We start from the raw sequence: 13932 nt of genomic DNA on the forward strand, positions 1-13932 counted from the left end.
CCGCTCGGACCAGTCACCCGGATCGGCGGCCACGGCCACACGGCCCTGCTGGCCCGGCAGGATCGGTGTCCGGATACCGGTATTGTATCCGGACGCAACCGCAAGGCCGCCGGTCGTCGTCCGGGCCTGCCGCAGGCCGGCCAGTTCTTATGAAACAGGCCCCGGAGCGAGTGACCCGGCGGCCTCGCCTGCGAGGCCGCCGGCAACGCCCTATCGGGGGAGCTTGCGGAGGATGTCGACCACGAAACGGTGGTCGTCCAACTGCGGCAGCCCGGAGACACCGACCCAGCCCACCACACCGGTGCCGCGCACGCGCAGGGGTACCGCGCCCCCGGCCGCCGCGTACCGCGAGGCCGGCAGACCGAACCGCTCGGCCAGCGTCACCTGCTTGTCCTGGCACAGCCGGGCCATGTAGAGCGAGGAGTGCTCGAAGCGCATCACCACCCGCCCCTTGCGGCGCAGCCACGCGTCGTTGTCCGCCGTCGACCCCGGCAGGCCACAGTGGAACAGCTGCCGCCCGGCCCGCCACACGCCCACCGAGACCGGCAGCCGCTGCTCGGTCGCGGCGGCGACGGCGAGCATCCCCAGCTCGTACGCGTCGGTCTCGGACAGGCCCGCGAGCTCCAGCTCGTTCTCCTCGCGCAGCAGCTCGTCGAGCGTCGGCCACGATTCACGGTCAGCTGACATGTTCTTCTCCTTGTTGGTGCGGGCGATCATCCTCGTCGCTCGGCGATCACCAGGCGCAGGGCGCGTAGTCCTTCAGGAAACAGCCGTACAGGTCCTCGCCCTGCTCGCCGCGGACGATCGGGTCGTACACCCGGGCCGCGCCGTCGACCAGGTCCAGTGGGGCGTGGAAGCCCTCGTCGGCCAGCCGCATCTTCGTGGGGTGGGGGCGTTCGTCGGTGATCCAGCCGGTGTCGACGCTGGTCATCAGGATGCCGTCGGTCAACATCTCCTCGGCGCTGGTGCGGGTCAGCATGTTCAGCGCCGCCTTGGCCATGTTGGTGTGCGGGTGCCCCGGCCCCTTGTAACCGCGGCCGAACTGACCCTCCATCGCCGACACGTTCACCACGTACTTGCGGCGGGCCGACGCGGCGGCCATCGCTGGGCGCAACCGGCTGACCAGCACGAACGGCGCGGTGACGTTGCACAGCTGCACTTCGAGCAGCTCGACCGGGTCCACCTCCTGGACCCGCTGGACCCAGCTGTTGACCGAGTCGAGGTCAGGCACGAGCCCGCCGGCGTCGATGGCGGTGGACGCCGCGATCCGTTCCGGCGAGGCCGAACCGCTGGTCAGTGCCAGCGCGGTGAGCGCGTGCGGAGTGAGCGCCGTCGACTGTGGGCCGGCGGTCAGGGTGCCCACAGGGCCGCCCTGCCCGTCCGGCTTGGCGAACGTGATCAGCTCCGGCAGCGGGCCGTCCGGCAGGGCCGCGGCCTCGGCGGCGATGAGCTGCGCGTACGCCCCGGGGGACCGGCGGACGGTCTGCGCCGCGTTGTTGATCAGGATGTCGAGAGGGCCCTGGCTGCTGACGTCGTCAGCGAGGGCGATCACCTGGGCGGGGTCGCGCAGGTCGATCCCGACGATCCGCAGCCGGTGCAGCCAGTCCGCGCTGTCGGGCATCGCGGCGAAGCGACGGACCGCGTCGTGCGGGAACCGGGTCGTCAGCGTCGTGTGCGCGCCGTCGCGCAGCAGCCGCAGCGCGATGTACATGCCGATCTTGGCCCGGCCGCCGGTGAGCAGCGCACGCCGGCCGGTCAGGTCGGTGCGGGCGTCGCGGCGCTCCCGGTTCAGCGCGGCGCAGGACGGGCAGAGCTGGTGGTAGAAGGCGTCCACCTCGCGGTAGCGCTGCTTGCAGACGTAACAGCCGCGCGCATTGTGCAGGAAGCCGGCCGTCTCGCCCGCGGCGGAGGACGCCAGCGGAATGCCCTGCGTCTCGTCGTCGATCCGCCCCGGAGCGCCGGTGGCCGTGGCCTCCGTCACCGCGCGGTCGGCGGCGAGGATGGCGTCCCGCCGCTCCTCCCGCCGCCGCTGCTTGATCACCTTGTAGAGCCGGGCGGTGGCCCGCTGCACCTGCACCACGTCGGGGTGGTCGGAGGGCAGCGCCTCCAATGCCTCGAAGACGCTGAGGCAGGCCTCCAGCCGGCTTCGGTCAATACCCTCTTGACCGTTTTCGGTAATGTTGTCCACCGTCATGCGTCGTTGTCTCGTCCCGTATCCCGGACCGGCTCCAGCCGGCCCGCCCCAAGTCCGACCCGAAACGGTACGCGCCTCACGGCCTCCGACGCACCTCGCGGCCGCCCGGCGCGGCGCTAGGCGGCGTCGGAGTGTCCGAGACGCCAGTAGCCCATGAAGGCTACCGCCCGCCGGTCCAGACCCCGCTCGGCGACCAGGTGCCGGCGCAGGTTACGGATGACGCCGGCCTCCCCGGCCAGCCACGCGTAGAGCGGTGCCGGGGCCACCTGCTCGGGCACCTCCCACAGGATCTCGGTGTCCACGTCGACGTCCGGCACGGGCTGGGCGGCCGTCGACGCGCCGGGGGCCAGCAGCTCCCCGGCCGCGGCGACGACGGCGGGCAGCAGCCGGCTGCCGTACCCGTCGGCGCCCCGGGCCAGCCAGCGGACCTCGACGCCGGGCGGTGCGAGCAGCGGCAACACGTCGGCGGCGTCGGGCACCTCCAGCACGACGGTGCCCCGGGCGTCGAGGGGGAGCCGCTCGCAGATGCTGCTGATCGCCGGCACGGCGGTCTCGTCCCCGGCCAGCAGCACGGTGCCGCCGGTGGACTGGCGAAACTCGACCCCGCCGTGGTTGCCGTCGAAGCCGGCATCCGGCCCGACCAGGGCGATCTCGTCGCCGACGCTGGCCCGCCGCGCCCAGCGCGTCGCCGGGCCACTGTCGCCGTGCAGCACCAGGTCGACGTCGACCTCGGCCAGGTGCGGGCGGACCGCCCGGACGGTGTAGGTGCGGATCGGGTTGCGCAGGTGCTCGGGCAGGGCCCGCCACGTCGCGTACCAGTCCGCGCCCTCCGGCAGGGTCGCCCGGTCCTGACCGGGCAGCGGCAGCGCCAGCTTGATCCGCTGGTCGTAACCGTTGTCGGCGAAGCGGTCCAGGTTCGCCCCGGTGAAGGTCACCCGGGTGAAGGACGGGCTCAGGCGGCGTACCGCGCGGACGGTGACGGCGAACACGCGCCACGGGGCGATGGGCAGGGTCTCGGTCATGGTGCCTCTCTCGACTCGGGCGGCTCTACCGGGTGGTGCTCGCCACGGCGCGGGAGCGCCACAGCAGCCAGACGAAGTACGGGGTGCCGATCATGGCGGTGACCAGGCCGGCGGGGATCTGGGCCGGCGCGATGACCGTCCGACCGAAGGTGTCGGCGATGCTGACCAACGCCGCGCCGAGCAGGGCGGCCACCGGGAGCACCCGGGAGTGCCGACCGCCGACGAGCGCCCGCGCGGCGTGCGGGGCGACCAGACCGACGAAGCCGATGACCCCGACGGCCGAGACGGCGGTGGAGGTGAGCAGCGCCGCCGCGCCGAGCGCGATCAACCGGGTGCGTTCCAACCGGACGCCCAGCACGCGGGGGGTGTCGTCGTCCAGCGCCATCAGGTCGAGCTCCCGGCGGGCGGCGACAACGGCCGGGGTGAGCACCAGCAGGGCGATCGCCACCGGCAGCACCTGGGTGGGCATCCGACCGTAGGTGGAGCCGGACAGCCAGGTCAACGCCTTCCCGGTGTTCCACGGGTCGAAGGCCACGACCAGGTAGGTGATGACCGCCATGCCGCCCTGCCAGGCGCCGAAGCCGATCAGCACGAGTCGGTCGGAGCTCAGCCCGCCGCGCCAGGCCAGGCCGTAGACCAGGGCGAACGCCAGCATCGCGCCGAGCCCGGCGACGCCGGAGACCGCCCAGACCCCGGCCAGCGGCACGAAGGTGAGCAGGGAGACCGCGCCGAGCCCGGCGCCGGCGGTGATGCCGAGGATGCCGGGTTCGGCCAGCGGATTGCGGCAGACCGCCTGCACTGTGGTGCCGGCTACCGCGAGCGCCGCGCCGGCCAGGACCGCCGCGGCGACGCGCGGCCACCGCTGGTCCAGCACGAAGGTGTACGCGGGCCCGGTGCTGCCGTTGACCCAGTTGACGACGTCACCGAGCAGCACCCAGGTGTCACCGGCGAGCATGCCGACCGCCACTGCGCAGACGGTCAGGACGGCGGTGACGGCGACGACGCCGCGGTGGAAGGCGGCGGAGCGGACGGCCGCGTGCCCGCCGGGCGGACGACGGGTGGGGCCGGCGTCGCGGTGCCGGCGGGCCAGCCAGATGAGGATCACCGCGCCGAACAGTGTGGTGACCACGCCGGTGGGGATGTCGACCCCGGCCTGCCCGCCCATCACGGCCCGCAGCAGCACGTCCGAGCCGAGCACGATGATGACCCCGACGATGCCGGACAACGGCAGCAGGACGCGGTGCCGGTGCACGCCCGGCACCACGGGGGCGAGCAGCCTGACGATCACCGGGGCGCACAGGCCGACGAAGCCGACCGGGCCGGTGAGGGTGACGGCCGCGGCGGAGAGCAGCACGGCCAGCACCATCACGGTGAGCCGGGTGCGCCGCACGTCGAGGCCGAGCACTGTGGCGGTGTCGTCGCCGAGGGCGAGGATGTCGAGGCGGTGCCCGAGCAGCACGAGCACGATGGCGGCGCCGACGATCACCGGGGCGAGTTGGGTCAGCGCGGTCAGGTCGCTCTGCACCAGCGAGCCGTTCCCCCAGGCGAACAGCCCGATGGTGGCCTGCTCGAACAGAAGCAGCAGCAGGGTGGTCACCGACCCGAGCGCCAGCGCGGTCGCCGAGCCGGCGAGGATCAGCCGGGTGGTGCCGGCCTGCCCACCGGAGGACATCGCCATCACCAGGCCGGCGGCGGCCAGCCCGCCGCCGAAGGCGAGGCCGCCGGCGGGCAGCGCGGGCAGTGAGACGCCGAACGCGGCGACGGCGACGATCGCCAGGTGGGCGCCCGCGTTGACAGCGAGGGTGTCGGGGGACGCGAGCGGGTTGCGGGCGATCGACTGCAATGCCGCCCCGGCGAACCCGAGCGCCACGCCGATGGCGAGCCCGGCGAGCAGCCGGGGCAGGCGGGACGCGATCAGGACGCGGGCCGCCTCATCGTCGGCGCCGGTCGCGAGCCGCAGCAGGTCGAGGGCGCCGACGTTCGAGGTGCCCTGGGTGAGGTGCACCGCGCCGACCACGAGCAGCAGCAGGATCGCGGCGACGAAGACGACGGCGATGCGGGGCATGGCCAGGCTCCCGCCCGGAGCCGGCCGGGTGGCCGGCTCCGGGCGTGGGGGCGCGTTCAGCACGCTCACACCGCGTACGTCTTGACGAGTTCGTCGATGTACTGCTTGCCGGAGAGCGGACCGCCGAAGGTCCAGATGCCGTTGGGCATCTTGTGCAGGTTGCCCTTCTGCACGAAGGGCAGCGACTTCCAGATGGCGTTGCCGGCGAGGCCATCGGCGAACACGTCGTCGCCGTCGGAGGCGTTGTAGAAGAGGTGCATGTCCGGGTCCTTGAGGACCGTCATGCCTTCGACGTCGGTCTGGCCGAGGCCCCACGCCTCGTCGACCTTGCCGGTCCAGGCGTTGGTGAGGCCGAGCTGGGTGCCGATGTCGGAGACGAGAGAGCCCTTGCCGAACATCCGGATGCTGACGGTGCTGCCCTCCTTCCAGCCGTCGGCGATGGCGAACGGCCGGCCGGCGGCACCCGCGTCGGCGATCTTCTTCTTGCCGTCGGCGATGGCCGCGTCGAAGTCGGCGAGCAGCTTCTCCGCCTGCGCGGTCCTGCCGACCGCCTTCGCGATCATGGTGAGGTCGGTGCGCATCCGGCCCAGGTTGTCGGTGGCGTCACTGCCCTTGGCGACCACGACGGGGGCGTACTTCTCCAGCTGACTGATCATGTTGGCGCCCCGGTCGTCCTCCATCACGATGAGGTCGGGCTGGAGGGCGACGATCGAGTCGACGCTGGGCTCGCCACGGGTGCCGACGTCCTTGACGCCGGGGTCGAGCTTCGCCGAGGTGACCCAGGTGCCGTAGCCCTTCGGGTCGGCCACGCCGACCGGCATGACGCCAAGGCTGACCAGCATCTCGACCTCACCCCACTCGAGACCGACGACCTTGGTCGCCGGGGCCTTGAGGGTGATCTCCTTGCCCCGGCTGTCGGTGAGGGTGACCGGCCCGCCGGCAGCCGAGGCGGAGGTCTCGGGGGTGGCGGTCTTCTCGGTCGTGCCGCAGGCGCCGAGCGTCAGCGCGGCCACGACGGCGATGAGGGCGGTGAAACGGGTACGGGTCATGACTGTCTTTCTCTGCTGGGGATGAGGGGTGTTCAGGCCAGGGCGCGGATCGCGTGCCGTCCGACCGGGCGGGTGGTGACCAGTCCGCTGATCGGATCGGTGGTCACCTCGATGCGGATCCCGTAGGTCTCGGTGAGGGCGTCCTCGGTGAAGACCGCCGCGGGGGTGCCGGTGGCACGCACCCGGCCCTGTTGCAGCAGGACCACCTCGTCGGCCACGGCGGCTGCCTGGTTGAGGTCGTGCAGTACGACGCCGACGGCGACGCCGTGGTCGTCCGCGAGGTCACGTACCAGGTCGAGGATCTCCACCTGGTAGCGCAGGTCGAGGAACGTGGTGGGTTCGTCGAGGAGCAGGACCGGGGTGTCCTGGGCGAGGCAGGTGGCCAACCAGACCCGCTGCAACTCGCCTCCGGACAGCTCGTCGACGGGTCGATCGGCCATCGCGGCCAGGCCGGTGACGTCCATGGCGCGTGCGATGGCGGCGGGACCGTCCGGGTCCTCGGTGCGCCAGCGCCCCCGGTAGGGGTGGCGGCCGTAGCCGACGACGTCGCGGACGGTGACCCCGCTGGGCACCGGCCGGCTCTGGGCGAGCAGCGTGACCCGCCGGGCGAACTCCCGGGCCGCGAGGCTGGCGGCCGTGACGCCGTCGGCGAGGTGCACGATTCCGGCCTCGATCGGGTGCAGCCGGGCCAGAGCCCGCAGCAGTGTGGACTTGCCGCTGCCGTTGGGCCCCACCAGTGCGGTGACGGCGCCCGCACGAAGGCTGATCGCGGCACCGTGTACCACCGGCACACCGTGGTAGCCCAGACGGAGGTCGACGCCGGACAGGCTGCGCTCCCCGTTGACCGACGCCAACTCGTTCTGCATGAGGTTAGGCTAACCTAACCTCATGACGGCCTGTCAAGCTGGTCGCGGAGCCGTGACCGGCCGGACGGACCGGTGCTCGTCGGGCCCGTGCGCGCGTGGGGGATGCTGGGTCCGTGCACATCGCGACCCTCGGCCCACTCGCCGTCGACGGCAAGCCCGTTCGAGGTGAACGGCTCGCGGCGGTGCTCCGCGCGCTCGTCGACGCGCGGGGGCGAGCGGTCTCCGTGAGCCTGCTCGTTGACGCCGTCTGGGACGGCGTACCGCCCGACGACGCGACCGGCGCCGTCCAGGCGCTCGTGTCCCGGGTGCGCCGCCTCGGGCTGCCCGTGGTCGCGGTGCCGGGCGGCTACCGGCTGCCCGCCGACGAGATCACCGTCGACGCGGTCGAGGCGCGCGCGCTCCTGGATCAGGCAGGCACCGTCCTCCGGTGCGGTGACGTCCGTGCCGCCCGCGGCCTGGCCGATCAGGCGCGAGCCCTGTTCCCCGAGGTTCCCGAACTCGACACCACAGAGGACACCCGCCTGTTCGCGGACGTCGCCGCGCTGCGCGCACAGGCGGCGCTCGCCGGGGCGGGCCCGTTCGACGAGGTCGACCTGGGTCGGCTCGTCGCGCGGACACCGCCGGACGAGCCGTCCGCCGCCCTGCTGGTCCGGGTCCTCGCCGCCCAGGGACGGGAGGCGGAGGCGCTGGAGGTTATCGAGCGGCTACGCGTCGACCTGGCCGACCGCTACGGCACCGACCCATCACCCGTGATCACGAGCGTCCACCTGGCGTTGTTGCGCGGTGAACTGACCGCACCGCCCGTCGCGGCACCGCCTCGGCAACAGGCGCGGATCACGCTGCCCGCCGCGTGGCGCCGACCCATGGCGGCCCTCGTCGGGCGGGAGCGCGACGTCAAGGCCGTCACCGACGCGCTCGCCGAGGCACCCGTCGTGACGGTCGTGGCAACCGGCGGGGCGGGCAAGACCCGCCTCGCCGCCGAGGTGGCCAGGCGTACGGCAGCGGGTGGGCGGGCGGTCCGCGTGATCGAACTCGCTGGTCTGCGCTCGCCCGACGAGGTGCTGCCCACTGTGCTCGCCGCTCTCGGCGGTGCGGACACCTCGGCGACCGGCGGCAACCTGGGTCTGGAGCGGCGGGTCCTCAGCCCCGAGGAGCGGCTGCGCGCCGTGGCGCCGGACCTCGACGGGCTGGTGGTGCTGGACAACTGCGAGCACGTGCTCGACGCGGTGGCCGTCGTCGTCGCGGACCTGGTCGCGGCGGCCTCGCCGGAGGTCGCGGTGCTCGCGACGAGCCGCGCCCCACTGGGCCTGGTCGGCGAGCTGGTGCACCGGCTGACCGCGTTGCCGGACGCCGACGCGCTCGCGCTGGTCGAGTCCCGGGCACGGGCCGGTGGCGCCGTGCCGACGTGGGACACCGAGCGGGCGCTCGCCCTGTGTCACCGGCTCGACAACCTGCCGTTGGCCCTCGAACTGGCCGCCGCACGACTGCGGCACATGCCGATCGACGACGTGCTCGCCGGGCTGACCGACCGGTTCGCGCTGCTCGACGACGCCCTGCGCGGCCTGCCCGAGCGGCACGCGAGTCTGTGGGCGCTTGTCGACTGGAGCAGGGAACTGCTTGCCGAGGCCGACCGCGACCTGCTCCAGCGGGTCGCTGTCATCCCCGCGCCGTTCACCGCGGACCTCGCCGCCGCCGTCGCGCAGGCCCCGGACGTCCGTCGTGGCCTGGCGACCCTCGTCGAGCAGTCCCTGTTGACCCTGGTCGAGGGGGACGGTCCGCCGCGCTACCGCATGCTCGAAACGGTCCGTGAGTACGGCGAGGCCCGGCTGGACGCGGCGGGTGACCGGGATCAGGCCATGACCGGCCTGGTCAGGTGGGCCCGGGAGCAGGCCGTCACCCTCGCCAGCCGTTTCATCGGCCCGGGCCAGGTAGAGGCGCTGCACCGTTGCGCCGCCGAGCAGGACAACCTGGTCACGGGCCTGCGGTGGGCGATGGGAGCGGGCGACGAGCCCGCCGCCGTCGACGTCGCCACCGCGCTGTTCCACCTCTGGTCGGTGCGGGGCCTGCACCTGGAGGTCGTCGCCTGGGCGCGCGGGCTCCTGCACGTCGACGACCCGCAGCGGCGGCTGCGATCGGCGATCCTGCGGGGTGCCGCCAGCGGCCGGCCACTGCCCAACGCCGACCGGCTGGCCTGGACGTGCGTGGTGATAAGCGTGAACGCCGGAGTGAGCGCCGATCTGCGGCCCGCCGTGCTCGCCCGGCGGGCGCTGCGGACACTCCAGACCGAACGCCCCGGCGAGGTGTCGTCCCGGATGACCGCTCTCGCGTCGGCACTGCCCGGCTTCGACGCGTCCGATCTGGAGCGGAGCCTGAAGAGCGCTACCGAGATGGTCGTGCACCCGGACCCGTACGTGCAGGGGCTGGGGCTGTTCGCGCGCGCGGCGGTACGGGAGAACGGCGGCCTACCGGAGGCGTCGATCAGCGACGCCGAGCAGGCTTACCACCGCTTCGAGGCCGCCGGCGACCACTGGGGCATGGCGATGGCGGCGGGTGCGGTCGGGCAGTTCCTGGTCCCGGGCGGGGATGCCCGGTCGTCCGAGTGGCTGACCCGAAGCGTCCGGCTCATGGAGTTGGTCGGCGCCACGCAGGACGCGCGGTCGATCCGCGTGCGGCTGGACGTGCAGCTCGCCCTGACCGGCGACGCGGAGGCGGAGCGGCGACTGGGCGAGACGGCCGCGCTGGGCCAGGCCGAGCAGACCGACGCCGCGCAGGCGCTGCTCGGCCTGGCGCACCTCGCCTGGCAGCGTGAGCGGTACGACGAGGCGCTCGCCCGCGCCGACGAGGTGACCCGTGTCCTCGCCGGCTGGGTCGGACCGCCGCCACAGCCGCGCGTGATGCTCCGGGCCACGGCGGCGATCATCTACCTGCGGGTGGCCCAGGTGGGGCGGGTGTCGGGCACTCACGCCACCATCCAGGCGGCCGCCCTGCTGTCGCTCGCCCGCGAGGATGCGCTGACCTCACGGGACCTGCCGGTGATCGGGGCGTGGGCGTCGGGCGGCGCGGAGTTCGCGGTGTACCGGGGTGAGGTCGACACCGCCCGCGAACTGGCCGTACTCGCGAAGCGGATCGGCACCCAGATCGAAATGTTCTTTCCCTTTGAGAACGGCGAACGGCTCAACGCCATCCTCGGCGACGAGGAGCAGCGCGAGCCGTTGCTGGCCGTGTGGCGCGGGCGGCCGGCGGCCGCGGCCGTCAGCCGGATCCGCGAGCTGATGGACGACCTGCTCGCGTAGGTCAGATCTTCTTGCGGTACGCGCGCAGCGCCAGCGGCATGAACACCGCGACGAAGCCGGCGCACCAGGCGAGCGTCCACCACACGTGGTTGTCCAGTGGGGTGCCGAGGAACAGCCCGCGCACCGACGCCACCAGGTGGGTCATCGGGTTGACGTCCACGAACGCCTGCATCCAGCCCGGCAGCGTGTCGGCACCGACGAACACATTGGACGCGAAGCTCAGCGGCATGATCAACGCGAACATCACACCCTGCACGGCACCCGCGGTCCGCACCTTCATCGACACCAGCACCGGCAGCCAGCTCAGGCAGAGCGCGAACAGTACCGCGAGCAGACACCCTGCGATGGCCCGGAACACGTCGGTCTCGATCCGGAAACCCATCACGTAGCCGATCGCGAGGGTCGACACGGTGACGATCACGTACCGGACGACGTCGCCGAGGACCGCGCCGACCAGTGGGGCGGAGCGGGGGATCGGCAACGACCGGAACCGGTCGAAGATGCCCTTGGCGATGTCGGTGTTGAGGTTGACGCCGATCGCGATGGCGCCGGTCGCGATCGTCTGCGCCAGGATGCCGGGCAGCAGGAACTGCAGGTAGTCGTGGGTCGAGCCGGCGACCGCGCCGCCGAAGACGTACACGAAGATGATGAGGAACAGCACCGGTTGCAGGGTGACGTCGATGAGCGCCTCGGGCGTACGCCAGGTCTTGATGAGGCTGCGTTTGGCGAGTGCCAACGAGTGCCGGACCAGTCGAAACGGTCGCGGGTGCGCGGTGATCGTCGACAGCGCCCGGTTCCGGGTGGGTGGTGCGTCGGTCAGAGTGCTCATGCCGCGACCTCCGTGGGGCGGGTGGTGTCGTCTTCCGATGCCGTACGCCCGGTGAGGGTGAAGAACACCTCGTCGAGGCTCGGCAGGTGCAGGGAGAGTTCGGTGACCGCGATGCCGGCCGTGGCGAAGCGCGCGACGCTCTCGGTCAGGGCCGCGTCGTCGGTGACCGGCACCGCGAGGACGCCCTTGCGGATCTCGTCGGCCTGCGCGCCGGAGCCGACCTGGGTCAGGATCTCCGCGGTACGCGGCAGGTGCGCCGGGTCGGACGGCCGGACCTCCAGGGTCTGCCCGCCGACCACCCGCTTGAGCCCGTCGGGTGTGTCGTGTGCGATCACCCGGCCGTGGTCGATCACCGTGATCGCGTCGGCGAGCGCGTCGGCCTCCTCCAGGTACTGCGTGGTGAGCAGCACCGTCGAGCCGTTGCTGACAAGCGTTCGGACCACGCCCCACATGTCCTCGCGTTTGGCCGGGTCGAGCCCGGTCGTCGGCTCGTCCAGGAAGATCACGTCGGGCGAGCCGACGAGGCTGGCGGCCAGGTCCAGCCGTCGCCGCATGCCACCGGAGTAGGTCTTGGCCTGACGGTTCGCGGCATCGGTCAGGTCGAACCAGTCGAGCAGCTCGGCGGCCCGCCGCCGGGCGCCGCTGCGCCCCAGCTCCAGCAGGGTGCCGAACAGCTCCAGGTTCTGCCGACCGGTCAGGTCCTCGTCGACCGAGGCGTACTGGCCGGTCAGTCCGATGCTCTGCCGAACGCGTTCGGCGTCCCGCACCACGTCGAAACCACCGATCCGGGCGGTTCCGCCGTCCGGGGTCAGCAGGGTGGAGAGGATGCGAACGGCGGTCGTCTTACCGGCGCCGTTGGGGCCGAGCACCCCGAGCACCGTCCCCCGGGGCACGGCGAGGTCCACGCCCTGCAGCGCCCTCGTCTTCCCGAACGTCTTCACGAGGCCCTCGGCCTCGATCACCAGGTCAGCTGTCATGCGTACAGCATGCGCGGGCCCGCCGACACCGCCCCGACACGCCACCGACATCGGCTGACACGGGCTGACACCGCAGTCGTCGAGGGGGAGGGCGGCCAGGGTGTGCGCGTCCACACCGACGGCCGGCGTCACGATATGCTGGCCACGGCAGAGCGCCTGCCAGCGCCCGATGTGGTGGCCCACGCCCGACCACATGCTTGGGGCCAAGAGTCTCCGACTCCGCGCCGATGTGTCGACTCTCGGCGTGCCGGTCACGCCGTCCGTTCGGTGGAGTGCGTGGGGCTGCACCGGAGGCGTCATGTCTGATCCCACCCCCCGACGGACCCCGGCCCCGGGACGCGCCCGCAAACGCGCCATCCGGGAGCACGCAGCGCGGGCTGGCGTTGCCTACTCGGAGGCGGCCCGGCAGCTTGAGTCGGTCGGCCTTCGGCCCGGCGAAACCCTTTCCAGGTACGGGCGGACGATCTATCCGATCGGGTTCGACCCGCATCGCCAGCTGCTCGTCGAACGCCGTGAGCGGCGGTCGTTCGAGGAGCGGGTGTCGGACACCAGGCGGGCCGCGGCCCTGCCTCATGGGCGTGCGCGGCACCTCGTCGAGCGGTTCCCGCCCAGCCGCGGGCGTACCGGCAGCGGGGTCGGCTCGCTCTATCACGGCGAGGGCCGCGAGGAACTGCTCGCGATGCTGTACATCGTGATCGTGGCCGAGTCGCCGGGGTTGCTGCCGGAGGTGGGCGACCTGGCCTGGATCGCCGAACTCGGCGAGGACACCGCACTCGACACGGCTTGCGCCGAAGTCGACAGGGAGGCCCGCCGCCTGCTCGACCAGGAGCCACTGGCCCTCTGGTCGCGCATCCAGAATGCGCTGACCGTGGCCGGACGCAGCGTGGACGGGCAGGTCCGCCAGGAGGCGATCCGGCAGAGCGCGCTGTTGGGCACGATGATGACCCCGCGTCTGGGACACGCGGGCGAGCCGTACGTTCCGGGGTTGCCCGTCGCCGGGGTCCGGCAGATCCTCGACGCGCTGCTGATAGTCGCCGACGACGGACACGCGCCGGGCACCCGCGTACGCCTGCTCACGACACCGCACGACGGGCGGTCAGCCACGATCATCGGTGCTCGCTGGGGTTCGTCCGGTCCGCCGGTGGGCTATCTGGTGTGGCTCGACGGAGCGACGGCGCCGCTGTCGGCCCGCCCCGACGACCTTATTGTGCTGGCCGACCAGGAGACCGTTCCGCGCTGAGCCGGGGCGGTCTGGACCACCGTCGCATCGCGTCGCGGTCCGATAAGCCGCCCCGCCGTCGTCGATCATGGACTTGTGGTGGTCAACAAAAGCCGTGAACAGCAACAACTCAGGCACCACAACTCCATGATCGACGGGCCGGGACCGCCCCCATGCCGCGATCTTGCACTTTCTGTCGTGACATAGGGGTCGTTCCACGCGTTTCGGCAACCGAAACTGCAAGATCGGCGCGGGGCGCGGGGCGCGGGGCGCGGGGCGCGGGGCGCGGGGCGTGAGGGCGGGGGGCGTGAGGGCGGGGGGCGTGCGGGCGGGGGGGAGATCGGAAGAGCGTGGTGGAGGGAGAGAGTGTTGTTAGGATCGGGTAGATATCTGTGGTCGCGGGATGATGAAAAAAGGG

General features: G+C 72.6%; 10 protein-coding genes. 2 read left to right on the forward strand and 8 right to left on the reverse strand.

Annotated features, from left to right (window positions below):
• Positions 1-210 precede the first annotated feature (210 nt).
• The 6 genes from ABZU43_RS32895 to ABZU43_RS32920 all read right to left on the reverse strand — a co-directional run bounded on the left by ABZU43_RS32895 (position 211) and on the right by ABZU43_RS32920 (position 7196).
• Complete coding sequence (locus ABZU43_RS32895) at positions 211-687, reverse strand: heme-degrading domain-containing protein (RefSeq protein ID WP_355010264.1); 477 nt, start codon at positions 685-687, stop codon at positions 211-213.
• Between the two features lie 46 nt (positions 688-733).
• Positions 734-2194 (reverse strand): SDR family NAD(P)-dependent oxidoreductase, encoded by a 1461-nt coding sequence (locus ABZU43_RS32900; protein ID WP_355010265.1) that lies wholly within the window; start codon positions 2192-2194, stop codon positions 734-736.
• A 116-nt stretch (positions 2195-2310) separates the two neighbouring features.
• Positions 2311-3216, reverse strand: a complete 906-nt coding sequence (locus tag ABZU43_RS32905; RefSeq protein ID WP_355010266.1) for a siderophore-interacting protein — start codon at positions 3214-3216, stop codon at positions 2311-2313.
• 25 nt (positions 3217-3241) lie between these two features.
• A complete protein-coding gene (locus ABZU43_RS32910; protein WP_355010273.1) occupies positions 3242-5341 on the reverse strand; it encodes an iron ABC transporter permease in 2100 nt (699 codons plus the stop codon).
• Positions 5342-5346: 5 nt separating this feature from the next.
• Positions 5347-6330 (reverse strand): iron-siderophore ABC transporter substrate-binding protein, encoded by a 984-nt coding sequence (locus tag ABZU43_RS32915; RefSeq protein WP_355010267.1) that lies wholly within the window; start codon positions 6328-6330, stop codon positions 5347-5349.
• 32 nt (positions 6331-6362) lie between these two features.
• Positions 6363-7196 carry an ABC transporter ATP-binding protein gene (locus ABZU43_RS32920; RefSeq protein WP_355010268.1) on the reverse strand — a complete coding sequence of 278 codons (834 nt, stop codon included), beginning with the start codon at positions 7194-7196 and terminating at the stop codon, positions 6363-6365.
• 113 nt (positions 7197-7309) lie between these two features.
• Here ABZU43_RS32920 and ABZU43_RS32925 point away from each other — a divergent pair, with 113 nt between their 5' ends.
• Positions 7310-10489: a BTAD domain-containing putative transcriptional regulator gene (locus tag ABZU43_RS32925; protein ID WP_355010269.1), complete on the forward strand. Its 3180-nt coding sequence runs from the start codon at positions 7310-7312 to the stop codon at positions 10487-10489.
• 1 nt (position 10490) lies between these two features.
• On the opposite strand, the gene ABZU43_RS32930 is transcribed toward ABZU43_RS32925, so the two are convergent.
• Together ABZU43_RS32930 and ABZU43_RS32935 are read right to left on the reverse strand one after the other, a co-directional pair.
• Positions 10491-11318, reverse strand: coding sequence for an ABC transporter permease (locus ABZU43_RS32930; protein ID WP_355010270.1), 828 nt, complete (start codon positions 11316-11318; stop codon positions 10491-10493).
• Positions 11315-12295, reverse strand: a complete 981-nt coding sequence (locus tag ABZU43_RS32935) for an ATP-binding cassette domain-containing protein (protein WP_355010271.1) — start codon at positions 12293-12295, stop codon at positions 11315-11317. Before ABZU43_RS32935 ends, ABZU43_RS32930 begins: the two co-directional genes overlap by 4 nt.
• 298 nt (positions 12296-12593) lie before the next feature.
• Between ABZU43_RS32935 and ABZU43_RS32940 the strand changes: the two genes are divergently transcribed.
• Entirely contained in the window at positions 12594-13535 is a 942-nt protein-coding gene (locus ABZU43_RS32940) for a hypothetical protein (protein ID WP_355010272.1), read from the forward strand.
• Positions 13536-13932: the final 397 nt, after the last annotated feature.

Source organism: Micromonospora sp. NPDC005205, assembly GCF_040608275.1.
Taxonomy (GTDB): domain Bacteria; phylum Actinomycetota; class Actinomycetes; order Mycobacteriales; family Micromonosporaceae; genus Micromonospora.

Coding starts and splice junctions, on each gene's coding strand:
- ABZU43_RS32895 (WP_355010264.1), bottom strand. CDS start 687: ATGTCAGCTGACCGTGAATCGTGGCCGACGCTCGACGAGCTGCTGCGC.
- ABZU43_RS32900 (WP_355010265.1), bottom strand. CDS start 2,194: ATGACGGTGGACAACATTACCGAAAACGGTCAAGAGGGTATTGACCGA.
- ABZU43_RS32905 (WP_355010266.1), bottom strand. CDS start 3,216: ATGACCGAGACCCTGCCCATCGCCCCGTGGCGCGTGTTCGCCGTCACC.
- ABZU43_RS32915 (WP_355010267.1), bottom strand. CDS start 6,330: ATGACCCGTACCCGTTTCACCGCCCTCATCGCCGTCGTGGCCGCGCTG.
- ABZU43_RS32920 (WP_355010268.1), bottom strand. CDS start 7,196: ATGCAGAACGAGTTGGCGTCGGTCAACGGGGAGCGCAGCCTGTCCGGC.
- ABZU43_RS32930 (WP_355010270.1), bottom strand. CDS start 11,318: ATGAGCACTCTGACCGACGCACCACCCACCCGGAACCGGGCGCTGTCG.
- ABZU43_RS32935 (WP_355010271.1), bottom strand. CDS start 12,295: ATGACAGCTGACCTGGTGATCGAGGCCGAGGGCCTCGTGAAGACGTTC.
- ABZU43_RS32940 (WP_355010272.1), top strand. CDS start 12,594: ATGTCTGATCCCACCCCCCGACGGACCCCGGCCCCGGGACGCGCCCGC.